Origin of the sequence: Achromobacter pestifer (assembly GCF_013267355.1) — a bacterium.
GTDB lineage: Bacteria > Pseudomonadota > Gammaproteobacteria > Burkholderiales > Burkholderiaceae_B > Achromobacter > Achromobacter pestifer_A.
Genome location: NZ_CP053985.1, coordinates 138,153 through 161,998 on the forward strand (window position 1 = coordinate 138,153; position 23,846 = coordinate 161,998).

21 protein-coding genes are annotated in these 23,846 nt (G+C 68.3%); 16 read left to right on the top strand and 5 right to left on the bottom strand.

What is annotated here, in order from left to right:
- The first annotated feature begins 6 nt into the window (after positions 1–6).
- The 7 genes from FOC84_RS01150 (at position 7) to FOC84_RS01180 (ending at position 5,188) form a co-directional block, all read left to right on the top strand.
- Positions 7–564 carry a hypothetical protein gene (locus FOC84_RS01150; protein WP_173142814.1) on the top strand — a complete coding sequence of 186 codons (558 nt, stop codon included), beginning with the start codon at positions 7–9 and terminating at the stop codon, positions 562–564.
- Positions 561–1,760 carry a beta-ketoacyl-ACP synthase gene (locus FOC84_RS01155; protein WP_173142815.1) on the top strand — a complete coding sequence of 400 codons (1,200 nt, stop codon included), beginning with the start codon at positions 561–563 and terminating at the stop codon, positions 1,758–1,760. Before FOC84_RS01150 ends, FOC84_RS01155 begins: the two co-directional genes overlap by 4 nt.
- A complete protein-coding gene (locus FOC84_RS01160) occupies positions 1,757–2,212 on the top strand; it encodes an ApeP family dehydratase (protein WP_173142816.1) in 456 nt (151 codons plus the stop codon). The genes FOC84_RS01155 and FOC84_RS01160 overlap by 4 nt, the downstream gene beginning before the upstream one ends.
- Positions 2,209–2,940: a 3-oxoacyl-ACP reductase FabG gene (gene fabG, locus FOC84_RS01165; RefSeq protein WP_173142817.1), complete on the top strand. Its 732-nt coding sequence runs from the start codon at positions 2,209–2,211 to the stop codon at positions 2,938–2,940. Before FOC84_RS01160 ends, fabG begins: the two co-directional genes overlap by 4 nt.
- Positions 2,940–4,163 (top strand): beta-ketoacyl-ACP synthase, encoded by a 1,224-nt coding sequence (locus tag FOC84_RS01170; protein WP_173142818.1) that lies wholly within the window; start codon positions 2,940–2,942, stop codon positions 4,161–4,163. Before fabG ends, FOC84_RS01170 begins: the two co-directional genes overlap by 1 nt.
- 47 nt (positions 4,164–4,210) lie before the next feature.
- Complete coding sequence (locus FOC84_RS01175) at positions 4,211–4,651, top strand: excinuclease (RefSeq protein WP_173142819.1); 441 nt, start codon at positions 4,211–4,213, stop codon at positions 4,649–4,651.
- A gap of 75 nt (positions 4,652–4,726) precedes the next feature.
- Positions 4,727–5,188 carry a GatB/YqeY domain-containing protein gene (locus FOC84_RS01180; protein WP_173142820.1) on the top strand — a complete coding sequence of 154 codons (462 nt, stop codon included), beginning with the start codon at positions 4,727–4,729 and terminating at the stop codon, positions 5,186–5,188.
- A gap of 37 nt (positions 5,189–5,225) precedes the next feature.
- On the opposite strand, the gene dinB is transcribed toward FOC84_RS01180, so the two are convergent.
- Positions 5,226–6,305, bottom strand: coding sequence for a DNA polymerase IV (dinB, locus tag FOC84_RS01185; RefSeq protein ID WP_088139760.1), 1,080 nt, complete (start codon positions 6,303–6,305; stop codon positions 5,226–5,228).
- A 102-nt stretch (positions 6,306–6,407) separates the two neighbouring features.
- Between dinB and FOC84_RS01190 the strand changes: the two genes are divergently transcribed.
- Complete coding sequence (locus FOC84_RS01190; protein WP_173142821.1) at positions 6,408–6,830, top strand: PaaI family thioesterase; 423 nt, start codon at positions 6,408–6,410, stop codon at positions 6,828–6,830.
- A 36-nt stretch (positions 6,831–6,866) separates the two neighbouring features.
- Here the strand turns inward: FOC84_RS01190 and FOC84_RS01195 are convergent, their stop codons facing one another.
- Positions 6,867–7,319, bottom strand: a complete 453-nt coding sequence (locus tag FOC84_RS01195) for a BPTD_2524 family lipoprotein (RefSeq protein WP_173142822.1) — start codon at positions 7,317–7,319, stop codon at positions 6,867–6,869.
- A 67-nt stretch (positions 7,320–7,386) separates the two neighbouring features.
- Positions 7,387–8,202: an IclR family transcriptional regulator gene (locus FOC84_RS01200; RefSeq protein ID WP_173142823.1), complete on the bottom strand. Its 816-nt coding sequence runs from the start codon at positions 8,200–8,202 to the stop codon at positions 7,387–7,389.
- Positions 8,203–8,311: 109 nt separating this feature from the next.
- Here FOC84_RS01200 and FOC84_RS01205 point away from each other — a divergent pair, with 109 nt between their 5' ends.
- The 3 genes from FOC84_RS01205 to FOC84_RS01215 all read left to right on the top strand — a co-directional run bounded on the left by FOC84_RS01205 (position 8,312) and on the right by FOC84_RS01215 (position 13,418).
- On the top strand, positions 8,312–10,384 hold the full coding sequence (locus tag FOC84_RS01205; protein WP_173142824.1) for a metallophosphoesterase: 2,073 nt from the start codon (positions 8,312–8,314) through the stop codon (positions 10,382–10,384).
- A gap of 28 nt (positions 10,385–10,412) precedes the next feature.
- Positions 10,413–11,378 carry a Bug family tripartite tricarboxylate transporter substrate binding protein gene (locus tag FOC84_RS01210; protein WP_173142825.1) on the top strand — a complete coding sequence of 322 codons (966 nt, stop codon included), beginning with the start codon at positions 10,413–10,415 and terminating at the stop codon, positions 11,376–11,378.
- Between the two features lie 123 nt (positions 11,379–11,501).
- Positions 11,502–13,418, top strand: coding sequence for a S9 family peptidase (locus FOC84_RS01215; protein WP_173142826.1), 1,917 nt, complete (start codon positions 11,502–11,504; stop codon positions 13,416–13,418).
- Here the strand turns inward: FOC84_RS01215 and FOC84_RS01220 are convergent.
- A complete protein-coding gene (locus FOC84_RS01220) occupies positions 13,408–14,616 on the bottom strand; it encodes a GGDEF domain-containing protein (protein WP_173142827.1) in 1,209 nt (402 codons plus the stop codon). The genes FOC84_RS01215 and FOC84_RS01220 overlap by 11 nt on opposite strands.
- A 547-nt stretch (positions 14,617–15,163) precedes the next feature.
- Here FOC84_RS01220 and pgaA point away from each other — a divergent pair.
- Genes pgaA through pgaD form a run of 4 tightly spaced genes read left to right on the top strand, consistent with a single transcriptional unit; the run spans position 15,164 to position 21,469 of the window.
- On the top strand, positions 15,164–17,635 hold the full coding sequence (gene pgaA / locus FOC84_RS01225) for a poly-beta-1,6 N-acetyl-D-glucosamine export porin PgaA (protein ID WP_173142828.1): 2,472 nt from the start codon (positions 15,164–15,166) through the stop codon (positions 17,633–17,635).
- Positions 17,636–17,655: 20 nt separating this feature from the next.
- The gene (gene pgaB / locus FOC84_RS01230; RefSeq protein ID WP_173142829.1) at positions 17,656–19,689 is read left to right on the top strand and encodes a poly-beta-1,6-N-acetyl-D-glucosamine N-deacetylase PgaB; all 2,034 of its coding nucleotides are present in this window, start codon (positions 17,656–17,658) and stop codon (positions 19,687–19,689) included.
- The gene (gene pgaC, locus FOC84_RS01235; protein ID WP_173142830.1) at positions 19,686–21,026 is read left to right on the top strand and encodes a poly-beta-1,6-N-acetyl-D-glucosamine synthase; all 1,341 of its coding nucleotides are present in this window, start codon (positions 19,686–19,688) and stop codon (positions 21,024–21,026) included. Before pgaB ends, pgaC begins: the two co-directional genes overlap by 4 nt.
- A complete protein-coding gene (pgaD, locus tag FOC84_RS01240) occupies positions 21,023–21,469 on the top strand; it encodes a poly-beta-1,6-N-acetyl-D-glucosamine biosynthesis protein PgaD (protein ID WP_173142831.1) in 447 nt (148 codons plus the stop codon). Before pgaC ends, pgaD begins: the two co-directional genes overlap by 4 nt.
- A gap of 61 nt (positions 21,470–21,530) precedes the next feature.
- Here pgaD and FOC84_RS01245 read toward each other — a convergent pair whose 3' ends face one another.
- Positions 21,531–22,775, bottom strand: coding sequence for an MFS transporter (locus FOC84_RS01245; protein WP_173142832.1), 1,245 nt, complete (start codon positions 22,773–22,775; stop codon positions 21,531–21,533).
- 183 nt (positions 22,776–22,958) lie between these two features.
- Here FOC84_RS01245 and FOC84_RS01250 point away from each other — a divergent pair, with 183 nt between their 5' ends.
- Positions 22,959–23,759, top strand: a complete 801-nt coding sequence (locus FOC84_RS01250; protein WP_173142833.1) for an AraC family transcriptional regulator — start codon at positions 22,959–22,961, stop codon at positions 23,757–23,759.
- Positions 23,760–23,846: the final 87 nt, after the last annotated feature.

Sequence of the window (23,846 nt, forward strand, 5' to 3'; positions counted from 1 at the left end):
CCGACCATGGCCGCCGTCCGCACCTCCTTCCTGTCCGCCGTGCGCGCCCTGGGCGCGGCCGTGGCGCTCGCCCTGTTGGCGGGCTGCGCGGGCGCGCCGCCCGTGCCGGCGCGCGACGCGGACTTTTCGCTGCCGCGGCAGCTGCATGTGGTGCAATCCGCCGCCGGCCAGCCCGCCCTGGACACGCTGCTGGTGGTGCAGCGCGAAGGCGCCGCCTTGCGCTGGTCGCTGTTCGATCCCATGGGCGTGCCGCAGGCGCGGCAGATGCTGGAGCATGGGCAATGGCGCAACGACGGCTTCCTGCGGCCCAATGCCCAGGCGCGCGATCTGTTCGCCGCCCTGATCTTCGCGTGGACGCCCGATGCGGAGCTGGACGCGGCCTATGGCGCCGGCAACTGGCGCGCCAGCCGCAGGGACGACGGCGCGGCGGAACGCGAACTGCTGGACCGAGGCCGCCCGCGCTGGAGCGTGCGCTGGCCGCAGGCCGCGCAAGCCGGCACATTCGTCATCACCACCGCCGATAACATCACCTGGCGGATCTCGCCCTTGAAGGAGCAGCCATGAACACCTGGTTGGCTACGCCCGGCGTGGTGTGCGCGCTGGGCGCCGGCATCGACGCCGTGGCCCGCGCCGCATTCGCGGGCGACACCTCTGGCATGCGCCCGCAATCGGACTGGGTCCGCGGCCGCACCCTGACGCTAGGCGGCCATGCCGGCGCACTGCCGCCCTTCCCCGCAACGCTGCCCGCCCATCACCGCAGCCGCAACAATCAATTGCTGCTGGCCGCCGCGTTGCAGATCGAGCCGCGATTGCGCGCCGCCGTGGCCCGCCACGGCGCCGGCCGCGTCGCCGTGGTGCTGGGCACCAGCACCTCCGGCGTCAACGACAACGCGCCCGCCTTCCGCCAACAGGCGGCGCAGGGCGCATGGCCGGACAACTACGACTACCGCCGCCAGGCCTTGTCGTCTCCCGCCGCATTTTTCGCGGATTGGCTGGGCGCCACCGGGCCCGCCTATACGCTGTCCACCGCCTGCACCTCCAGCGCCCGCGCCCTGCTGTCCGCGCGCCGCCTGCTGGCCGCGGGCCTGTGCGACGCGGTGGTCTGCGGCGGTGCGGACACCTTGTGCCGCCTGACCATCAACGGCTTCGCCACGCTGGAAGCCATAGACGACACGCTGTGCCTGCCGTTCTCGGCCAACCGCCGCGGCATCAATATCGGCGAAGCCGGCGTCCTGTTCCTGATGGAGCGCGAACCGGCCGATGAGCGGTCCGTGGCGCTGTTGGGCGGCGGCGCCAGTTCCGACGCCTGGCATATGTCCGCGCCCGAACCCAGCGGCGCCGGCGCGCGGGCAGCCATGCAGGCCGCCCTGCAATCCGCCGGCGTCGATGCGGCCAGCATAGGCTGGGTCAATCTGCATGGCACCGGCACCACGCACAACGACGCCATGGAAAGCCAGGCCATGCACGCCGTCTTTCCGCAGGGCGTGCCCTGCGCCTCGACCAAGGCGCTCACCGGACACGCGCTGGGCGCGGCCGGCGCGCTGGAAGCGGCGCTGGCCTGGGCCACGCTGTCGGCCGGCAATGCCGAAGGACGGCTGATGCCCCACGTCTGGGACGGCCAGGCCGATCCGGCGCTGCCGGCGCTGGATTTCAGCACCGCACGGCACCGCTACCCGCAAGGCCGGCCGCGCCTGGCCATGAGCAATTCCTTCGCGTTCGGCGGCAACAACGCCAGCCTGATCCTGGGAGCGCAAGCATGACGTCCTGGCCCGTCTCCAGCCTGCTGCCTCACGCCGGCGACATGATCCTGATCGACGAGGTCCGCAGCCACGACGCCGACGGCCTGACCGCGCGCGCCGTGGTCAAGCCCGGCCCCTACTCGCTGCCCGACGGCTCGCTGCCGCCGTGGCTCGGCATGGAGCTGATGGCGCAGGCCGTGGGCGCCTGGGCCGGCTGCCAGGCGCGCCTGGCGGGCGAACCCGTCAAACTAGGCTTTCTGCTCGGCACGCGGCGCTATGAATGCCATGCCGACGCGCTGCCCGCCGGCGCCCAACTGACCATACACGCGCGCCGCGGGCTGGTCGACGCCAGCGGCATGAGCGTCTTCGAATGCGAACTGCGCGACGACTCGCGCCTGCTGGCCGAGGCCAGGCTGAACGTCTACCAGCCCAAGGACCCAGCCGCTTTTATCCAGGAAGAATCACCCGAATGAGCGCTGCCCCCATCCTCGTAACCGGCTCGAGCCGCGGCATCGGCCGCGCCATCGCGCTGGCCCTGGCCGACGCCGGCCACGACCTGGTGCTGCACTGCCGCCAGCAACGCGACCAGGCGCAAGCCGTGCAGGCCGAAGTCCAGGCGCGCGGACGCCAGGCGCGCGTGCTGCAATTCGACGTGGCGGACCGCCAGCAATGCGCCGCTGCCCTGCAGGCCGACATCGACGCGCACGGCGCCTATTACGGCGTGGTCCTGAACGCCGGCCTGACCCGCGACGGCGCATTTCCCGCCCTGACCGGCGACGACTGGGACCAAGTGCTGCGCACCAACCTGGACGGCTTCTACAACGTGCTCAGCCCGCTCGCCATGCCCATGATCCGCCGCCGCGCCGCTGGCCGCGTGGTCTGCATGGCGTCCGTGTCCGGCCTGGTGGGCAACCGCGGCCAGGTGAACTACAGCGCCTCCAAGGCCGGCCTCATCGGCGCGGCCAAGGCCCTGGCCGTGGAACTGGCCAAGCGCCAGATCACCGTCAACTGCGTGGCGCCCGGGCTGATCGACACCGACATGATCGACGAACACGTGCCGGTCGAGGAAATCCTGAAGGCCGTGCCCGCGCAACGCATGGGACGCCCCGAGGAAGTGGCCGCCGCCGTCGTATTCCTGATGTCTCCCGGCGCCGCCTACATCACGCGCCAGGTCATCGCCGTCAACGGAGGACTGTGCTGATGAAACGCGTCGTCATCACCGGCATGGCCGGCATCAGCGCGCTCGGCAACGACTGGGCCAGCGTGCAGCAAGCCTTCCAGGCGGGCCGCAGCGCGATCCGCGTCATGCCCGACTGGTCGCGCTACGCCGAATTGAACACCCGCCTGGCCGGCCCCATCGAGGACTTCCGCACGCCCGCGCACTGGACCCGCAAGCAGCTGCGCAGCATGGGGCGGGTTTCCCAGCTAGCGGTGCGGGCGGCGGAGCTGGCGCTGGATGACGCGGCGCTGCTGGGCGATCCCCGCATCGCCGACGGCCGCATGGGTGTGGCCTGCGGCTCGTCGGTGGGCAGCACGGCGGAAATCCGCGCCTTCGGCAACATGCTGCTCAATGGCGTGACGGACGACCTGAACGCCAACTCCTACGTCCGCATGATGCCCCACACCACCGCGGCCAACGTCGGCATCTTCTTCGAACTGAAGGGCCGCATCATCCCAACGTCCAGCGCCTGCACCTCGGGCAGCCAGGGCATAGGCTATGCCTACGAGGCCATCCGCTACGGCCGCCAGGACCTGATGCTGGCCGGCGGCGCGGAAGAACTGTGCGCCAGCGAAGCCCTGGTGTTCGACGCGCTCTACGCGACCAGCCAGAAGAACGACACACCCGAACTTACGCCCCGCCCCTATGACCGCGACCGCGACGGCCTGGTGATCGGCGAAGGCGGCGGCATGCTGGTGCTGGAATCGCTGGACCACGCGCTGGCGCGCGGCGCGCGCATCCACGCGGAAATCGTCGGCTTCGGCAGCAATTCGGACGGCACCCACATCACGCGCCCCGAAGCCAGCACCATGCGCATCGCCATGGAAATGGCGCTGGCCGACGCCCACCTGCCGCCGCAAGCCATCGGCTACGTCAATGGTCACGGCACCGCCACGGAACAGGGCGACATCGCCGAAACGCAGGCCACGCACGGCCTGTTCGGCAACCGCATGCCCATCAGCTCGCAGAAGAGCTATCTGGGCCACACCCTGGGCGCCTGCGGCGTGCTGGAGTCGTGGTTCAGCATCGAGATGCTCAACCGCGACTGGTACGCGCCCACGCTCAACCTGCGCAACGTCGACCCGCGCTGCGGCGAACTCGACTACCTCACCGAGGGCCGCAGCATGAGCAACGAGTACGTCATGAACAACAACTTCGCCTTCGGCGGCATCAACACCTCGTTGATCTTCCGCCGCTGGCGCTGAAGTCCGCAACACCCGTGTTTTCCCCTGTCACGAATGGAATGCCTGTCATGAACGTCTCTTGCAAGCTGTCGGCCGCCCTGGCCTTGTCGCTCGCCTGCTCGGCGCAAGCCCTGGCGGCGGATCGTACCGTCCATCTGCCCATGCAGGCCGCGGTCGAAGCCGCCCAGGCCGCCGGCAAGATCGACGGCAGCGTCAAGTTCTACCTGGCCGGCACCGGCCCCAAGGGCACGGTGCTGGAATCCGGCGTCGTCACCAACCGCAAGACCAACGCCTTCGCCAAGAAAGATGAAGACGCCTGCCTGTGGGTGGCCCAATCCGCCATCATCGCGTTGCACGAAGCGGCCAAGAAGGCCGGCGCGAACGCGGTAACCAATATCATCAGCTACTACCGCAAGAACGAATTCAGCAGCAAGACCGACTACGAATGCCATGCCGGCGCCATGGTGGCCGGCGTCGCCTTGCGCGGCGACCTGGCCAAGGTGAAGTAAGGCGCGGCACGGCCGCGGGAAACGCCCGCCGCCGGTTTAAACTGCTTGTTTGTCGCACACCACAAAGGTTTACCCATGAGCACTGCTACGCTCAAGACCCGCCTCTCCGATTCCGTCAAGGACGCGATGCGCGCCAAGGCCGCCGAACGCCTGACCACGCTGCGCTTCCTGCTGGCGGCCGTCAAGCAGAAGGAAGTGGACGAACGCCGCGACCTGAACGACGCCGAGATCACGGCCATCATCGAAAAGCAGGTCAAGCAGCGCCGCGAGTCCATCGCCGCGTTCGAACAGGCCGGCCGCACCGAAACCGCCGAACAGGAAAAGGCCGAACTGCTCGTGCTGCAGGAGTTCCTGCCGCAAGCCGCGACGCCCGAGGAAGTCTCGGCCGCCATCGACGCCGCGCTGGCGGAAGTGGCCGCGCAAGGCGTGACCGGCGCGCCCGCCATGGGCAAGGTCATGGCGCTGCTGAAACAGGCCCTGGCCGGCCGCGCCGACATGACGGCGCTGTCCCAGCAAGTGAAGTCCCGCCTGGCCTGAGCCCTGCCGGGCCTGGCTGCCAGCCGCCCCGCTCGGATCAGAACGCGCCCCCGAACAGATCGGGCTGGCGCGACTGCTCCTGCGGGTCGGCGAAATTGCTCATCCCCACCCCCGCCAGCCGGTACAGCGTTTCCGGCGGCAGGTCCACGCGTTCGCACAGCAGCCTGGCGACAGCGGCCAGCTCCGCCGCCGATCCGGGCGGATTCAGGCTGGTCTGGCTGCGCGTGAGGATGCGGAAACGGTCCGTCTTCAGCTTGAGCACCACGGTGCGGCCCAAGGCGCCTTTTTTGAGCGCCTGGTCCCATACGCGTTCGGCCATGCGGTCGATGGCCTCGCCCACCGCGTCCAGGCGGATGTCCTGCGAGAAGGTGGTTTCCGACGATACCTGCTGCAAGGGCTGGTCGGTCTGCACCTCGCGCTCGTCGATGCCGCGCGCCAGTTCATACAGGCGCCGGCCATAACGGCCAAAGTAATGCTCCAGTTCCTGGGCGCCATGCGTGGCCAGGTCGCCCACGGTATGGATGCCCAGCTGCTCCAGGCGCGCCTGCGTCACCTTGCCCACCCCCGGCACCTTGCGCACCGGCAAGGGTTCCAGGAAGGCCAGCACCTTGGCCGGCCGGACCACGAACAGGCCGTCGGGCTTGTTCCAGTCGGACGCGATCTTGGCCAGGAATTTGTTGGGCGCGACGCCGGCCGAGGCCGTCAGTCCGGTTTCCTCGCGGATCTGTTGCCGGATGACCTGCGCGACCTCGGTGGCCGAGGGCAGGCCCAGCTTGTTGACCGTGACGTCGAGATAGGCCTCGTCCAGCGACAGGGGCTCGATCATGTCGGTATGGCGGGCGAATATCTGCCTGACCTGGCGCGAGACCTCGCGATAGCGGTTGAAATCGGGCGGCACATAGATTGCGTGCGGACACAGCCGCTCCGCCCGAGCCGCGGACATGGCTGAATGGATGCCGAACCGCCGCGCTTCATAGGACGCGGCGCACACCACCGAGCGCGGTCCGGTCCAGGCCACGACCACGGGCTTGCCGCGCAATTCCGGATTGTCGCGCTGTTCCACGGACGCGTAGAACGCATCCATGTCCACATGCACGATCTTCCGTATTTCAATCATGGTGGTGATGCCCCCATGAGCCGTTCATCGCCTGAAACCCCGTGGCAAAACCTATATTATGACCGGCGACAACCCACTTTCCATTCTTGCCCGCAACGGTCCATGACTGCAGCCTCAACGCCCCAAACCGACTACTTCGGCCTGACCATTCCCTTCATGCATTTCATCGGCCTGGTGCCCGAGAGCATCGCGCCGGCCTATGCCCGCGCCTCGCTGCCCTGGCGCGCCGATCTGGCCAACAGCCGCGGCGACGTGCATGGCGGCACGCTGATGAGCGTGCTGGACTTCACGCTCAGCGCCGCCGCCCGCGGTTCGGCCGACGGCAAGGAAGGCATGGCCACCATCGACATGAACACCTCGTTCCTGTCGCCCGGCACGGGCGACCTGGTGATCGAGGCGCGCTGCCTGCGCAAAGGGGCCTCGATCGCTTTCTGCGAAGGCGAGGTCCGGCGCGCCGACGGCGAGCTGGTGGCGCGCGCCACCGCGACGTTCAAGATCATCCGCCGCCGCCCGGGCAGCGACTGAGCGCGCCTGCGGCGGCAAGCCGCCGGCGCCTGCGCCTCAGTTGGGCAGGTCGCGCGAGGGCTTGACCGGCGGACGCGGATCCAGCGGCATATAGCTGCTGCACGACACCAGGCTGTAATAGACGGCGTCCTGCATCGCGCGCATGGCGGCCGCGTCCCAGGTGCCCTTGCCCCACACCGCGATGCGCACATCGGTGGTCTTGGGGCCGGCCGCCTTCAACTCGACCCGCGTCATCTCGTTGTCGCTATAGGGCGCCAGCACCTGCACCACGCCGGACTGCGCGCTTTCGTTCAGGGTGTCCACCACGCGGTAGGCGTTGTCGGTGCTGCGCAGGCAGGCATTGGCCTGCCGGATCGCCGCGTCGTAGGCGTCCTTGAAGGCCACTGGGGCCTTGAATTCGCTGTGCGGCGACGTGCCGGGCGAGATGCCCATCGAGCAGCCTGCCAGGCCCAGGGCCAGCGCCGAAGCCGCGACCAGTTTCCAATGCATGTGTATCTCCAGATCTGTGCCCGCGATTATCCCGCATATCCGCCGCGCGCGATAAGCGCCGTCCCGTTCACATGATCCCGATGCGGTATTCCAGGTTCTTCACCAGGGTCCGCAGGCGCGGGCCCAGGGTCTCGTACACGTGCTTTTCGTCCAGGTTGTCGGCCGGAATCGTCACGTTGAAGGCCAGCGGCAGGTCATTGGAGCGATAGCGCATCGGCGTGGCGATGCCGCACAGCTCGGCCCGCCAGTCCTTGCTGACCACGCAAAAGCCGTGCTCGTCGATGGCGTCGAACGCGGGTTGCAGCGATGGACCGAAGCGTTCCCAGTCCTCCGGGAACTCCTCGGCCAGCCGGCCGCAGATCAGTTCGCGCTCGTCCGGCGTCTGCGCATACAGCAGCGCCCGCCCGGTGGCGGTGCGCAGCAAGGGGCGGGCCGAACCGATATCCGGGCGCGAGGCGTTCGACGCGCCGTCGTGCACCGTTTCCACGTAGACCACCTGCAGGCGGTCGCGGATGGCCATGGACACCGGCCCCTTGGCATAGCGCGCCAGTTCGATCATGTCGTGCGCCGCCAGCTGCCGCAGCGTCAGGTGCACCAGCAAGGGATAGCCCAGCGTCAGCACCGCCGGACCCAGCGAGTACTTGCCGGTGCGTTCGTCGCGCCGCAGATAGCCCAGGCCCACCAGCGTGAACGTCAGCCTGGAGACCGTCGGGCGTGTCAGCCCAAGCATTTCGGCGATTTCCTTGTTGCCCAGCTGCGGCTCGGCCGCGGAAAAGCACTTCAGCACGTCCAAGCCGTTGGAGAGCGTGGAGGCAAATCGCGGATGCGCTTCCAGCGAAGCGCGGGATTCGAGTTCGTAGTTGAGCGGCGTTTTGGAATGCATGGCGGCCTAGGGTTCCGGAGCATTGACAGTATATCGCCTGCCGAAATACAAACATTCAGTTCACTATACACACTTGAATTCCATTTATTGAAATTGAAAAGGGCAGTCGATGACGAATTCCCACTTTTCCCGCCAGCCGCTGGGCGCCCGCCTGTTCAGCTTTGCCGTCGTGGCCGACACCCACGTCAATGAATCCGAGGACACCTGCGCATCGCCGTTTGCCACCAACGCCCGCGCCAATGCCCGGGCGCGGCACGTGTTCGCCGACATCGCCACCCTCGATCCCGCGCCCGCCTTCACCATCCACCTGGGCGACATCGTCCACCCAGTGCCCAGCATGCCTTCGTTCGAGGTGGCCGCCGGCCGCTTCAAGGCCATCGCTGGCCAGATCGACATGCCGCTGCACCTGGTGCCCGGCAACCACGACGTCGGCGACAAGCGCATCGACTGGATGCCGGCGGACATCGTCTGTGACGACTACCTGGACAAGTACCGCCAGGTGTTCGGCCCGGACTATTACGCGGTGGACCATGGCAACGTCCGTTTCCTGTTCCTGAATTCGCTGCTGTTCAATTCCGGATTGGAAGCCGACGCCGCGCAGCGCGCCTGGATCGACGAACAATTGGCCAGCGCCAGCGGCCGCGTATTCGTGTCGCTGCATTACCCGCCCTATCTGCACGATGCGGACGAACGCGGCTCCTACGACAACATCGACGAACCCGGCCGCGGCTGGCTGCTGTCGCGCCTGGCCGATCCGCGCGTGGAGGGCGTTTTCGCTGGCCACGTCCACAATTTCTGGTACGACGTCATCGGCGGCGCGGAGATCTACATGCTGCCGTCGACCGCCTTCCTGCGGCATGATTTTTCCGAGTTCTACCGGGTGCCGCCGGCGGACGAATTCGGCCGCGGCGACGTCGAAAAATTCGGCTACTTCATCGTCGACGTGCACGAGCACGGCCATGTGGCCAAGCTGATCCGCACGCACGGCGCCATGCGCGGCGAGGCCGAGCCAGGCCGGGCGGCGGCGCGCACGCTGCCCACCGTCCACACCAAGACCGCCGCCTGCGACGGCATCGCGGTCGAGATGCGGCACCCCTGGGCCGAGATCGTCGAGATCCCCTGCACCGGCGGGGTCCAGGAGTTCGGCCGCAAACTGGCGCGCAACGACTACCCGCTGATGGCCATGTGGGAAATGGGGCTGCGCACGCTCAAGATCCCGGTGCAGGATCTGCGCGACGACAAGACCCTGCGCCGCGCGCGCCTCATGTCCGACGTCGGCCACCGCTTCGTGCTGACCTCGCTGGGCCTGCCTGACGCCAGGCTGCTGCAACAGGCGCGCGAGCACGGCGTGGCCATCGCCGCCATCGAGATCAACCTGAACGCCCAGGCGCTGGAAGATGCGGGCGCGGCCTTGCAGCGCCTGCGCGAACACACCGATGCCCGCCTCATCTATTGCAAGATCCGGACGGGCGCGGACGACGCCCACTTCGACGGCAAGCACTACAGCCATTTCGTCAACACCGGCCTGCGCGCGTCCGAACTGGAAGCCTCGCAATCCGCTCTCCTGCCGCACTTCGCGCGGAAGAACCTGGACGGTTTCACCGTGCGCCTGGACTGGGGCGCCGACCTGATCGCCACGCATCAGCAACTGGCCGGGCAGGCGCGCGACTGGGGCGCGTCCATCAACGTGGGCGTCAAGCTGGCCGACCGGCTGGCGGCGGCGAACACCGACGACACCGCCATCGCCGCCCTGGTGGCGGAAGCCTTCCTGGCGGCCCGGACCACGGACGCGGTGAGCTATTCCTTCGACACTTTCATGGACGTGGACCGCGGCTACTTTCCGCGCAACGGCCTGATCGACCGCCGCTACGATCCGCGGCCCGCCGGACTGGCGCTGGCCGCGCTGAACGCGGTTTTCGCGGACCAGGCCGCGGACGGCGGGAGGGTCGAACGGATCGACGGCGAGGCCGGCATGCGCTTGTGCCGCTACCAGTCCGGCGGACAGGCCTACGAACTGGCCTATGGATCCGGCCAGGTCCTCAAACGCCAGGTCGAGGCCGGCGCGTTCAAGCGCGTCGTCGACCTGACCGCCCAGCGCGTGCTGCAAGCCCAGGACGATTGGGCCGGCTACTCACGCCGCCATCTGCCCGACCAGGCGCTGCTGCTGATCCAGCGCGGCTGAATCCATACTTCCGCACAGGAGCCATCCCATGTTTCGACACGCAATCAAACTCGCGGGCATGCTGGCCGTGGCCTGCCTTGCGCCGGCCGCCCAGGCGCAGCCCTATCCCGACAAGCCGGTGCGCCTGATCGTCGCCTACACCCCCGGCGGCGCCACCGACGTGATCGCCCGCATCCTGGCGGCGAAGCTGAGCACGAGCTGGGGCCAGCAAGTCATCGTGGAAAACAAGTCCGGCGCCAGCGGCATGATAGGCGCCGAACAGGTCGCGCGCGCCACGCCCGACGGCTACACCCTGCTGCTGGCCTACACGCCCGAGGTGTCGATCAACAAGCTGGTCTACAAGCAGATGCGCTACGACCCCTTGAAGGACCTGCAGCCCATCGCCCTGGTGGCCGATGCGCCGCTGGTGCTGGTCAGCGGCCCCAAGCTGCCCGCCACCACCTACGGCGACCTCCAGCGCCAGGGCGCAAAGGCGCCGCTGGTGTACGGTTCGCCCGGCATGGGCGGCCAGCAGCATCTGGCGGGCGAGCTGCTGCGGGTGCGTTCCGGCATGAACCTGACCCACGTGCCCTATCGCGGCACGGCCCTGGCCGTGGCCGATCTGGTGGGCGGCCAGATCGACATCTTCTTCGCCACCGCGCCGGCCATCATCGGCCAGATCGGCGCCGGCAAGCTGCACCCGCTGTTCATCGCCGGCCCCCAGCGCCAGAGCGTGCTGCCCTCGACGCCGACCGCCAAGGAAGTGGGCCTGGACGACTTCGACCTCTCCAACTGGTTCGGCCTGTTCGGCCCCGCCGGCATGCCGACCGCCCTGGTGGAGCGCATTTCCAAGGACACGGCGCAGGCGCTGCAAGCCGCCGACGTAAAGGAGAAACTGCAAGGCCAGGGCCTGGCCATTGCCTACAAGCCGCCGCAGGAGTTCAAAACCTTCATCGGCGCCGAAATGGCCAAGTACGGCGCCATCGTCAAGGCGACCGGACTGGAGCCGCAGTAAGGCTTTGCGCACGGCCTGCGCGCGCGCAGGCGGTTCGACACCGCCCGCGCCGCTATGGCATTATCGGCGGACCACCCGGCGGCCGGCGCAGCGCGCCCGCCGCGGCAACTTCGGAGGTCCCCCTTGTTCTCATTCCTCAAGCGCACCGTCCTGGCCGCCAGCATCATCGGCGTATCGCTGGGCGCCAGCGCCGCGCAACCGCCGCGCGCCTATCCCCTCAAGGATTTCTTCCGCAACCCCGAGCGGGGCTTCTTCCGCCTGGCCGACGACGGCCGCACGCTGGGCTTCATGCAGCCCACCAGCGTGGACGGCAACCCCGCCCGCATGAACATCTACGTGCAGCCGCTGCAAGGCAGCACGCCCGTGGGGGACCCGCGCCAGCTGACCAGCGAAACCGCGCGCGACATCAGCAACTTTTTCTGGAAAGGCGCCGACGTCGTGCTCTACCAGAAGGATTTCGGCGGCGACGAGAACTTCCACGTGCTGGCGGTCAACGCCAAGACCGGCAAGATCACCGACCTGACGCCTTATGAAGGCGTGCGCGCCGGCATCGAAGACGATCTGGAAGACGATCCCAACCACGTCCTCATCAGCCACAACCAGCGCAACCCTGAAGTCTTCGACGTCTACCGCGTCAACGTGCACACGGGCGCCGCGGTGCTGGTGGCGCAGAATCCGGGCAACATCGTCGGCTGGCAGACCGACCACGCCGGCAAGGTGCGCGCCGCCGTCGCCAGCGACGGCCTGAACACCACCCTGCTCTACCGCGACAATGAATCGTCCGAGTTCCGTCCGCTCATCACCACCGACTACCGCACCAGCGTAAGCCCGGCGTTCTTCACCTTCGACGACAAGAAGTTCTACGCCCTGTCCAACCGGGGCCGCGACAAGCTGTCGCTGGTGGTTATCGACCCCGCCAAGCCCGAGGCCGAGGAAGAGATCTTCACGCCTGACACGGTCGACCTGGATTCCGCCGGCTACTCGCGCAAGCGCCGCGTGCTGACGGTGGCCGCCTACCAGACCGACAAGCCGCAGTACAAGTTCTTCGACGCGCAGAGCGAGACCCTCTTCAAGAAGCTGTCGGCCAAGCTCGAGGGCTACGACTTCGCCATCCAGGGCTCCAACCGCGACGAAGACAAGTTCATCGTCGCCGCCTACAACGACCGCACGCCCGGCTCGCGCTACATCTACGACGCCGCCGCCGACACGCTGAGCAAGCTGGCCGACATCAACCCCGCCATTCCCGAAGCGGACATGTCGCGCGTGCAGCCCATCAGCTACCAGACCCGCGACGGACTGACGGTCCACGGCTACCTGACGCTGCCCGCCGGCCGCGATCCGAAGAACCTGCCTTGCATCGTGAATCCCCACGGCGGCCCGTGGGCGCGCGACAGCTGGGGCTACAACCCCGAAGTGCAGTTCCTGGCCAACCGCGGCTTCTGCGTGCTGCAGATGAACTTCCGCGGATCGACCGGTTATGGCCGCGCCTTCTGGGAAGCCAGCTTCGGCCAATGGGGCCTGAAGATGCAGGACGACATCACCGACGGCGTGCAATGGCTGATCAAGCAGGGCATCGCCGATCCCAAGCGCATCGGCATCTACGGCGCCAGCTACGGCGGCTACGCCACGCTGGCCGGCGTGGCGTTCACGCCCGACCTCTACGCCGCCGCGGTGGACTACGTGGGGGTGTCCAACCTGTTCACGTTCATGAAGTCCATTCCGCCGTACTGGAAGCCCATGCTGGACAAGATGCAGGACATGGTGGGCGACCCCGAACGCGACCGCGAACGCCTGGCCGCCACCTCGCCCGCGCTGCACGCGGACAAGATCACGACGCCGCTGTTCGTGGCCCAGGGCGCCAAGGATCCGCGCGTGAACAAGGACGAGAGCGACCAGATGGTCCAGGCGCTGCGCGCCCGCGGCGTCGAGGTCGAGTACATGGTCAAGGACAATGAAGGCCACGGCTTTCACAACGACGAGAACAAGTTCGAGTTCTACGAAGCCATGGAGAAGTTCCTGACGGAACACCTCAAGCCCTAGCCTCCTCCTGCACCGCCGGGCCGCGCTCCTGCGCGCGGCCCGCAGGGCGGCCGATCCAGGCCATCTCCACGCGGTCGCGGCCAAGCGCCTTGGCGCGGTACAGCGCATCGTCGGCGCGCGCCAGGATGCCGTCCGCGCCGTCTCCCGACTGATACGAAGCCAGGCCGCCGCTGGTGGTCATGCGCACCTCCCGCCCTTGCAGGTGGAAAGGCGTGTCGCGCAAGGCGTCGCACACGCGCTGGGCCTGCACCAGCGCGCGGGCCGGATCACAGTCATACATCAACAGCACGAATTCCTCGCCGCCCAGCCGGCCGAAGCGGTCGCTGGCGCGCACCGCGCGCTGCACGACCTGCGAGAAATGCCGCAGCGCCGCGTCGCCCGCGGCATGGCCGTAGCGGTCGTTGATGGACTTGAAGTGGTCGATGTCCAGCACCAGCACCGCCAGCTTGCCGCCGGCGCGCTTGCAGCGCTGCAGTTCGCGCTCCAGGTCGTCCATGATGCTGCGGCGCGAATAGGCGCCCGTCAGGCCGTCGAAGGTCAGCGCGGCCTGCATCTGCTCGGACAGGCTGGTCTGGATCAACAACAGCAGCGCCAGGAACAGTCCAGGCACGGTCACGGTCCCGCAGACGATGAAGAACAGGCCCCATGGGGTCGGATCGAGCAGCGACGAAGGCTCTTGCCCGCCGATGGTGTAGACCAGCACGCGCAAGGCATGCAAGGCCGCCAGGCCGAAGCTCGCCAGCATCAGATACAGCATCACGCCGCGCGTCTGCAACCGCCTGCGCTGGCGAAAAAACACCAGGCCCGTCGCCATCATGGCCGTGAACGTGTACACCGAAAACAGCAGCATACGTCCCCGCAGCGCGTCGATCCCGTACAGCATCAGCGCGAACGCGACAATGCAGAGCGCGCCCAGGACTGCCGTGCGCCGCACCAGCGGGCGCAGGCCGAAGAACTGCCGCACGCCGACGTAGACCAGGCTGACCGCGCAGACCCAGGCGGCGTTCGACACCATCACATAGACGCCGGGCGGCAAGAACTGCGAGGCCGCATAGGCCAGCAGCGACAGCACGGCCAGCGCGTTTCCCGCCGTGAACGCACCGACGCCGCCCACGTCGCGGGCGCGCAGCGACGCCAGCAATGGCAATGCCAGAGCCGTGGCCAGGCCCCACATCAAAAAGAAAAGAGAAGTCGTCATGGTGTTTGCCGGCTCGCGCCCCGCGGGCGTTCGCCGTCACTCGTCATTGCTGTTGCACTGGGTTCATGCGTCTGGAGGCGTTACATCCCTCCACCCCTGACGCTTTTTGTTACCCGTGCCGCGACAGAAAGGCACTACCTGGCGCCCGTCCGTCGCCGCACGCCGTTTCGCCCTGAACCTTTACCGCCCGCGCCAAGACGATTGCGCGACAAGCGACGAAGAATACGCCACGGCGCGCCTTGCGCCACAACCCTTTGCACTAATTGACAGTTGACTGACAGTTAACACACTTATAATTCGGACCATTGACGGTGCCGCGAAGAGCGCCGCAATCACGCCCTACGGGCGTGGCGCGTACTAGCCATGCACTCCCATTGCGCGAGTGCGAAGGTCCCCGCAGCGGGCGCCGCGCAGTCCTAACCCAACGTTCCTTCCCGTGCCGCCGGCGCCTTTGCGCCAGGCGTCGCCTCGGCTCGCGCCGAAAAAAGGCATGCCCCTGGGCGGCCGGAACAGGAACGCCCGAGTCGCAACTGCGGAAGTAAGACAGATGCAAAACAGAGGATCGACACCCCAGGGTGCCGTTGGACCGAGACTGAGCCTGCTGGCGGCTTGCGCCATCCTAGCTCCCGCCATGGCGTTGGCCGGCCCCGGTAATGACTATGACGCCTTGATCGCGCAAGCACGCGCCGGCAACTACGAACCCGCGCTGGCCATGCTGCGCCAGCAAGGGCCGGCCGGCGGCAACCGCGCCATCTACGACCACATCATCATCGCGGGCTGGGCCGGCAAGCCTGCCGAAGCCGTCACCGCCTACGAGCAGTTGCCGCAAGGCGCGGCGCTGCCCGCCGACATCCAGCTCGCCGTGGCGCGCGCCTACCGCGACCTGCAGCGCTGGCCCGAGGCGCTGGCCGCGTACCAGGCCGGAGCGCGCCGCCATCCAGGACAATCGGCCTTTCGCGCCGGCGAGATCATGACCCTGGCCGACGCCGGCCGCTACCCCGAGGCGCGCGAAGCCGCGGCGCGCTGGCTCAAGCGGCATCCCCGCGATGTCGACGCCCGCCTTGCCCTGAGCTACGTCCACGCCCGCCAGGGCGAGCCCTACGAAGCGCTGCACCAGGCCGACCTGGCCCTGGCCGCCGCGCCCGACACCTCTTACGTATTGCGCGAGTACATCTGGGCGCTGCAGCGCGCGCGCATGGCTGACGTGGCGCTGGAGCTTGCGCGCCGCCACCAGGACCTGTTCGACGCCGGCCAGATGCGCGGCTTCGAGGCCGACGCGCTGGCCCAACAGGTGCGGCTGGCGGCCATGCCCACGCGGTCGGAGGCCGAGCGTTTCGTGTTGGCCGACAAGGCATTGGCCCGTTACGACGAACTGATCCCCGCCTGGCAGCAGCAGGAAGACGCCCGCGCCGACGCGCTGCGCGCCCGCATCGACCGCTTGCACGCCTTGCACGTGCGCGTGCGCATGGCCGAGCTGGTCCGCGAATACGAAGCCCTGCTGGCCGAGGGCGTCACGGTGCCGCGCTACGCCTTGAATGACGTGGCCTCGGCCTACTTGTACGTGCGCCAGCCGGAGCGCGCCCGCGACCTCTATCGCCAGGTCGCGGCCGATGACGCCCTGCGCGGCGACGCTGCCGAGCAGCGCTTGGCGACCGAGACCGGCCTGTACTACTCGCTGGCCGAGGGCGAACAGTTCAGCGAGACCGGCGCGGTCACCGACGGAGTCGAATCGGGCTACGCCCCCTGGCTGTACTACAAGGGCCAGGCCACCCGCATGCCCAACGACCTGAACCTGGAAAGCCGACAAACCCTGGCATCGGCCCGCCTGCAGGCCAACGACACCGTCGCCGCCCGGCAGCGCCTCGAAGAGATGGTCGAGAACGCGCCGAACAACTCCGGCCTGCGCAGCGACCTGGCCACCGTCCACCGCGCCCGTTCGCTCCCCCGCGCCTCCGAGGTCGAATTGAAGATGGCGGAGACGCTGGCCCCGCGCAGCCTGGGTGTGGAGAACGGCCAGGGCTTCACCGCCCTGGACCTGCAGGAATGGCGCCAGGCCGAAGCGCTGTCGCAGGACACCATGGCCCGCTCGCCCGAAAATCTGACCAGCCGCCGCCTGGCCCGCGAATGGGAAGTGCACAACAAGGCCGAACTGCGCATCAACGGCTACCGCGGGCTGGCCTCGGACAGCCCGGTCACCGGCAGCGGCGATTTCGGCATCGACGCCGTGCTCTATTCCTCGCCGCTGGACTACAACTGGCGGGTCTTCGGCGGCGGCGGCTACGCCTCCGGCGACTTCGAGGAAGGCCGCGGCAACTACCGCTGGCTGCGCACCGGCGTGGAATGGCGCGGCCGCGATCTCACCATCGAAGGCGAAGTCTCCACCCACGACTATGGCTATGGCGTGAAGCCCGGCGCCCGCCTGTCGGTCGCCTACGACGTGGACGACCACTGGCAGGTGGGCGGCTCGGGCGAAATCATGTCGCGCGAAACGCCGCTGCGCGCGCTGACCAGCGACGTTTCGTCCAACAGCCTGTCGGCCTTCGTGCGCTGGCGCGCCGACGAGCGCCGCGAGTGGACGCTGGCGCTGTCGCCCTCGCATTTCAGCGACGGCAACAACCGCTGGGCGCTGGGCCTGGCCGGGCGCGAGCGCGTCTACACCGCGCCGCACCTGCTGGCGGACCTGGAATTCGAGGCGTCCACCCAGCGCAACAGCCACGACAGCAACGTGCCCTACTTCAATCCGCGCTCGGACCTGATGCTGCTGCCCGGCGTGCGCCTGACCCACACCCTGTATCGCCGCTACGAAACCGCCTGGGAACAGATCGGCACGCTGGGCGCGGGCACGTACACCCAGCAAGGCTATGGCACCGGCGGCGTGATTGCGCTGGGCTACGGCCAGCGCTTTCGCGCCAACGACGTCCTGGACATGGGCGCCATGATCACCGGCACCAGCCGCCCGTACGACGGCGAACGCGAGCGCGAACTGCGCATCGTGTTCGACCTGACGTACCGCTTCTGAACCCGGATCCGAGTAACGCCATGATGCTTAAAACCCATACCCGCCTGATTCTCGCCGGCCTGCTGCTGCTCGCGATCCTGGCGCTGACCGCCTGCGCCAAGGACATTCCCGTCTATACGCCGCCGGACCAGCGCCCAGTCGCGCCTGCCGAGCAGCCCTGGGTCCAGGGCCAGTTCCTGGCCCTGGCCTACCACGACGTGGAAGACGAAGACCCCGACCAGGGCTTTCTCAGCGTGCGCACCGACCGCCTGGTCGAGCAGCTGGCCTGGCTGCGCGCCAACGGCTACCAGGCCGTCACCGTGGACCAGATCCTGACCGCCCGCCAGGGCGGCAAGCCGCTGCCCGAGCGCGCCGTGCTGCTGTCCTTCGACGACGGCTACCGCAGCTTCTACACCCGCGTGCTGCCCATCCTCAAAGCCTACCAATGGCCCGCGCTGCTGGCGCCGGTCGGCGTCTGGATGGACACGCCCGCCAACCGGCGCGTGGACTTCGGCGGCAGCCCCGAGGACCGCAAGCGCTTCCTGAACTGGGACGAGATCCGCGAGATCTCGCGCTCCGGACTGGTGGAAATCGCCGCGCACACCAATGCCTCGCACTACGGCGCGCTGGCCAATCCCCAGGGCAATACCGAGCCGGCGGCCGCCATCCGCGCCTATGACGCGCAGACCCGCCGCTACGAGACCGAGGCGGAATTCGAGGCCCGCATGGGTGGCGACGTCGCCGCCATCACCGAGAAGATCCGCCGCGCCACCGGCAAGAAGCCGCGCGTCTGGGTCTGGCCCTACGGCGCTGAGGGCGGCTCCACCCTGCGCATCACCGCCGAGCATGGTTATCAGCTGGCGCTGACGCTGGAGGACGGCCCTGGCCGCGTCGGCCGCCTGATGTCCACGCCGCGCCTGCTGCTGTCCAGCGACCCGACACTCAAGCCCTTCGCCAACAGCGTGGTCGGCATGGAAACCCAGCCCTTCATGCGCGTGGCGCACGTGGACCTGGACTATGTCTACGACCCGGACCCGGCGCAGACCGACCGCAATCTGGGCGAGCTGGTGCAGCGCATCCTGGACATGCAGATCAACACGGTATTCCTGCAGGCTTACTCGGACCCCGTGGGCGACGGCTTGGTGAAGTCGGTCTACTTCCCCAACCGCTGGCTGCCGATGCGCGCCGACCTGTTCAACCGCGTCGCCTGGCAGTTGCACAACCGCGCCAACGTGATGGTCTATGCCTGGATGCCGGTACTGTCGTTCGACCTGGATCCTGCCCTGCCCCGTGTCACGCGCTGGCAGGAAGGCCAGGCGCAGCCTGAGCCGGATCCCGACCAGTACCGCCGCCTGTCACCGTTCGACGCCACCGTGCGCGCGCGCATCGGCGACCTGTACGAAGACCTGTCCCGCTACGCGATCTTCGACGGCGTCCTGTTCCATGACGACGCGCTGCTGTCGGACTTCGAAGACGCCAGCCCCGGCGCGCTGGCCGCCTATCGCGCCGCGGGCCTGCCGGGCAGCATCGCCGAACTGCGCGCGGATCCCGACACCCTGCAACGCTGGACCCGCTACAAGAGCCGCGCGCTGGTGGACTTCACCACCGAACTCACGCAGCGGGTGCGCGCGGTGCGCGGCCCGCAGATCAAGACCGCCCGCAACATCTTTGCCGAACCCATCCTGAACCCCGGCAGCGAGACCTGGTTCGCGCAGAACCTGGACGACTTCCTCGGCGCCTACGACTGGACCGCGCCGATGGCGATGCCGCTGATGGAAAACGTGCCCCACGGCCAGGAAAACGCCTGGCTGGACCGGCTGGTCGACACCGTCGCGCAGCGCCCCGGGGCGCTGGACAAGACCGTGTTCGAACTGCAGGCCCGCGACTGGCGCACCGGCCCCGGCCGCCCCGAGGCCACGCCCGTCGACACGGCCGTGCTCGCCGGCTGGATGAAGCGGCTGCAGCTGCGCGGCTCGCGCAGCTTCGGCTACTACCCCGACGATTTCTCGCAAGACCAGCCCCGGCTGCAAGGCATCCGGCCCGCCATTTCCGAAGCCTGGTATCCGATCAAATGACAGACCGTCTGATTGCCCTGCTGATTCTCTGCGCGGTGCTTGGCGCGCCCTTCGGCTTCACCCTGATGCTGACCGGCGAGGCGCTCCTGGGCTTCGTGTTCTTCTACCCCCTGTTCATGTCCGGCATGTGGATGGCCGGCGGCATCTATTTCTGGTGGCATTGGGAGCGGCACTGGAAATGGGGCAAGGACAGCCAGCCGCCGGCCCTGGCCGGCAATCCGCTGGTGTCCATCCTGGTGCCCTGCTACAACGAGGCCGACAACGGCGAGGAGACGCTGCTGGCCGCGCTGGGCCAGAACTATCCGCACATCGAAGTCATCGCCATCAACGACGGCTCCAGCGACGGCACCGCCGGCATGCTGGACCGCATGGCCGCCGCCCATCCGCGGCTGCGCGTGGTGCACCTGGCGCAAAACCAGGGCAAGGCCATGGCGCTGCGCATGGGCGCCATGGCCGCGCGCAGCGAGTACCTGGTCTGCATCGACGGCGACGCCATGCTGGATCCGGACGCGGCCGCCTACCTGGTCGCGCCGCTGATCGACAATCCGCGCGTGGGCGCCGTCACCGGCAACCCGCGCATCCGCACCCGCTCCACCATGATCGGGCGCATCCAAGTGGGCGAGTTCTCTTCCATCATCGGCCTGATCAAGCGCACCCAGCGCGTCTACGGCCAGGTGTTCACGGTCTCCGGCGTGGTCGCCGCCTTCCGGCGCGCGGCGCTGGACCGCGTGGGCTACTGGAGCCTGGACATGATCACCGAGGACATCGACATCAGCTGGAAGCTGCAGCGCGACCACTGGTCGATCTTCTACGAGCCGCGCGGCCTGTGCTGGATCCTCATGCCCGAAACCCTGCGCGGACTGTGGAAGCAGCGGCTGCGCTGGGCTCAGGGCGGCGCCGAGGTCTTCCTGAAGAACCTGCGCTCCATCTGGGTCTGGCGCCATCGCCGGCTGTGGCCGCTGATGGCCGAGTTCTGCCTGTCCACCGCCTGGGCCTTCGCCTTCGGCGTGTCGGTGCTGCTGTGGGCCATCAGCCAGGTGGTCACGCTGCCCAACAACATGCAGATCGCCAGCCTGATGCCCCCCGCCTTCACCGGCATGATGCTGGCGGTGGTCTGCCTGCTGCAATTCGTCGTCAGCATCCTGATCGACCGCCGCTACGAGCCCGGCCTGGCCCGCTCGCTGTACTGGGTCATCTGGTATCCGCTGGCCTTCTGGATGGTGAGCCTGTTCACCACCCTGGTCAGCTTCCCCAAAGTCATGCTCCGCAAGCAGGCCCGTCGCGCGCGCTGGACCAGCCCGGACCGGGGCATCAAATCACCGGACGCATCGTCATGATCATCACCACGCAACGTTCCCGCGCAGGTTACCTGTTCGACCTGGTCCTGACCGCCATCGGCTGGTTCGCCTTCGTCTATCTGTTCGGCGCCGGCATCCTGGCGATCCTGCGCGCCGCCGCGGGCGGCCCCGATGTCTCGCTGTGGCCGGTGTTCCTGCCCACCGTGCACACGCTGTGGGGTTATGCCCTGCTGGCGGTGGTCAACGCCGGCGTGCTGGTGGCCTGGGCCGTCTACAACCATCGCAAGTTCGGCGGCCGCGACCGCCGCAAGCCCATCAAGCCGGTGGGCGACCGCCGCGTGGCGGCCAGCTTCGCGATCAGCCCGGCGCAGCTGATGCAGGTCCGGTCGTCGCACACCTGCATCGTCCACCATGGCGCGGCCGGCGACATCACCGGCATTGAAATCGGCCGCCCTCACCTGAGCGCGGTGCGAGCCGGTTGATGCCCTCCCGGCCTGGCGCCGCGAGCCGCATGGCTTTGCGGCGCCAGGCCCGGCCCCGCCTTCAGCGGCGCGCCTTCTCCACATTCGGCAACAGGATCGCCACCACGCCCAGCAAGGGCAGATAGGCGCAGACCTGATACACGTAGCCGATGCTGGTGGCGTCGGCCAGCTTGCCCAACGCCGCGGCGCCCACGCCGCCCATGCCGAAGGCAAAACCGAAGAACAGCCCGGCGATCATCCCCACCTTGCCCGGCACCAGCTCCTGCGCATAGACCACGATGGCCGAGAACGCCGAGGCCAGCACCATGCCGATGATCACCACCAGCACGCCGGTCCAGAACAGGTTCACATAGGGCAGCAGCAGGGTGAACGGCGCCACGCCCAGGATCGACACCCAGATCACGATCTTGCGGCCGATGCGGTCGCCGACAGGCCCGCCCACCACCGTGCCCACCGCCACCGCGGCCAGGAACAGGAACAGGTAGAGCTGCGCCTCGCGCACCGACAGCGCGAACTTGTCGATCAGGTAGAAGGTGAAATAGCTGTTCAGGCTGGCCAGGTAGAAATACTTGGAAAACACCAGCACGCCCAGCACCGCCAGCGCGCCCAGCACCTGGTTGCGCGACAGCCCGTTGCCCGCGCCCTCGCGCCGCGCGCGCGGCTTGAGCAGGACGCGGTTGGCGCTGTACCAGCGGCCGATGCCGGTCAGCACCACGATGCCGAACAGCGCAGCCAGCGAGAACCAGGCCACGCTGCGCTGGCCGTGCGGAATGATGAAGAGCGCGGCCAGCAGCGGCCCCAGCGCCGAGCCCACGTTGCCGCCCACCTGGAACAGCGACTGCGCCAGGCCATGGCGTCCGCCGGACGCCATGCGCGCCACGCGCGAGGACTCCGGGTGGAACACCGACGAGCCCGTGCCCACCAGCACCGCGGCCACCAGCAGCCAGCCGAACGACGGCGCCACCGACAGCAACAGCAGCCCCAGCAGGGTAAAGCCCATGCCGACCGGCAGCGAGTACGGCTTGGGATGGCGGTCCGTGTAGAAACCGATGAAAGGCTGCAGCAGCGAGGCCGCGAGCTGGTAGACCAGCGTGATCAGGCCGATCTGCGCGAACGACAGGCTGAACGAATCCTTCAGCATGGGATAGATGGCCAACAGGATCGACTGGATCATGTCGTTCATCAGGTGCGCCACGCTGATCGCGCCCAGCACCTTGAAGGCGGTGGACGGATCCGATGAGGCGGCGGGCGGCGGAGCCGGATTGGCGGCGGCGATGCCGGCGGCGGGATTCTGCGGTGGATTCATGGGTGGCGGACGCGGATAAGGTGGGAGCCTGCCCGGCATACGTACCGGGACCTGTCGCCAGTGTAGGAATCCGGGCCGGAACCGATCTGCCAATTTTCGTCGGTTAAGTGACAAAATGCGGTGACAAACGCCGCAAATCACGCTTGAGCCGCCGCTCTCATCCTTATGCCGGAAGTGACACGCATGCCCGCCCGCCTCCTTTTGCCCGACCCCGCCCGCAGCATCAATCCGCAGGACTACCAGCACCGGCCGCGCGCCGTGACGGCCATGGCCAAGGAATTCCTGCCAGGCACCCGCACGGGCACCCACTCGCACCCGCGCGCGCAACTGGTCTACGCGGTCGAAGGCGTCATGCGCGTCACCACGCCCAGCGGCTTCTGGGCCCTGCCGCCGCTGCGCGCGCTGTGGGTGCCTGCCGGCGTGCCGCATGGCGTGGACATGGTGGGCGCCGTGTCCATGCGCTCGCTCTACCTCGACGCCGAGACCGCCCGCGGCTACTGGCCGCAATGCCAGGTGGTCGAGGTCAGCGGCCTGCTGCGCGAGCTGATCCTGGCGCTGACCGCCGAGCCCATCGACTATCCGCTGGACGGCCGGGCCGGGCAGGTCGCCGCCCTGCTGCTTTCCGAGCTGGCCGCCGCCCGCGTCGCGCCGCTGCAGATCCCCTGGCCGCGCGACCGCCGCCTGCAGACCATTTGCGCGGCCATTTTGGACAATCCCGGACTGCAGCGCGGCATCGAGGACTGGGGCGACGAAGTCGGCGCCAGCGCGCGCACGCTGATCCGCCTGTTCCAGGCCGAACTGGGCCTGAACTACCGGCAGTGGGTGCAGCAGGTCCGGCTGGCCGAAGCGGTGTGCCGGCTGTCGCAGGGCGTGCCGGTCGCGCGCATCGCCTCCGACCTGGGCTACCGCAGCGCCAGCGCCTTCTCGGCCATGTTCCACCGCGCGCTGGGCGCGCCGCCACAGGGCTACCTGAAGAACAGCTGACTGAACAACCGCTGACGCCTGCAACCGGACTTGCCGTTTGTCACGGCCCGCAATACATTTCAGGGCGCCCCCGCGCCGCCGCGCCGC

Bases quoted from the DNA above. Each gene is read 5' to 3' on its own strand.
- FOC84_RS01150 (WP_173142814.1), top strand. From the start codon at position 7: ATGGCCGCCGTCCGCACCTCCTTCCTGTCCGCCGTGCGCGCCCTGGGC.
- FOC84_RS01155 (WP_173142815.1), top strand. From the start codon at position 561: ATGAACACCTGGTTGGCTACGCCCGGCGTGGTGTGCGCGCTGGGCGCC.
- FOC84_RS01160 (WP_173142816.1), top strand. From the start codon at position 1,757: ATGACGTCCTGGCCCGTCTCCAGCCTGCTGCCTCACGCCGGCGACATG.
- fabG (WP_173142817.1), top strand. From the start codon at position 2,209: ATGAGCGCTGCCCCCATCCTCGTAACCGGCTCGAGCCGCGGCATCGGC.
- FOC84_RS01170 (WP_173142818.1), top strand. From the start codon at position 2,940: ATGAAACGCGTCGTCATCACCGGCATGGCCGGCATCAGCGCGCTCGGC.
- FOC84_RS01175 (WP_173142819.1), top strand. From the start codon at position 4,211: ATGAACGTCTCTTGCAAGCTGTCGGCCGCCCTGGCCTTGTCGCTCGCC.
- FOC84_RS01180 (WP_173142820.1), top strand. From the start codon at position 4,727: ATGAGCACTGCTACGCTCAAGACCCGCCTCTCCGATTCCGTCAAGGAC.
- dinB (WP_088139760.1), bottom strand. From the start codon at position 6,305: ATGATTGAAATACGGAAGATCGTGCATGTGGACATGGATGCGTTCTAC.
- FOC84_RS01190 (WP_173142821.1), top strand. From the start codon at position 6,408: ATGACTGCAGCCTCAACGCCCCAAACCGACTACTTCGGCCTGACCATT.
- FOC84_RS01195 (WP_173142822.1), bottom strand. From the start codon at position 7,319: ATGCATTGGAAACTGGTCGCGGCTTCGGCGCTGGCCCTGGGCCTGGCA.
- FOC84_RS01200 (WP_173142823.1), bottom strand. From the start codon at position 8,202: ATGCATTCCAAAACGCCGCTCAACTACGAACTCGAATCCCGCGCTTCG.
- FOC84_RS01205 (WP_173142824.1), top strand. From the start codon at position 8,312: ATGACGAATTCCCACTTTTCCCGCCAGCCGCTGGGCGCCCGCCTGTTC.
- FOC84_RS01210 (WP_173142825.1), top strand. From the start codon at position 10,413: ATGTTTCGACACGCAATCAAACTCGCGGGCATGCTGGCCGTGGCCTGC.
- FOC84_RS01220 (WP_173142827.1), bottom strand. From the start codon at position 14,616: ATGACGACTTCTCTTTTCTTTTTGATGTGGGGCCTGGCCACGGCTCTG.
- pgaA (WP_173142828.1), top strand. From the start codon at position 15,164: ATGCAAAACAGAGGATCGACACCCCAGGGTGCCGTTGGACCGAGACTG.
- pgaB (WP_173142829.1), top strand. From the start codon at position 17,656: ATGATGCTTAAAACCCATACCCGCCTGATTCTCGCCGGCCTGCTGCTG.
- pgaC (WP_173142830.1), top strand. From the start codon at position 19,686: ATGACAGACCGTCTGATTGCCCTGCTGATTCTCTGCGCGGTGCTTGGC.
- pgaD (WP_173142831.1), top strand. From the start codon at position 21,023: ATGATCATCACCACGCAACGTTCCCGCGCAGGTTACCTGTTCGACCTG.
- FOC84_RS01245 (WP_173142832.1), bottom strand. From the start codon at position 22,775: ATGAATCCACCGCAGAATCCCGCCGCCGGCATCGCCGCCGCCAATCCG.
- FOC84_RS01250 (WP_173142833.1), top strand. From the start codon at position 22,959: ATGCCCGCCCGCCTCCTTTTGCCCGACCCCGCCCGCAGCATCAATCCG.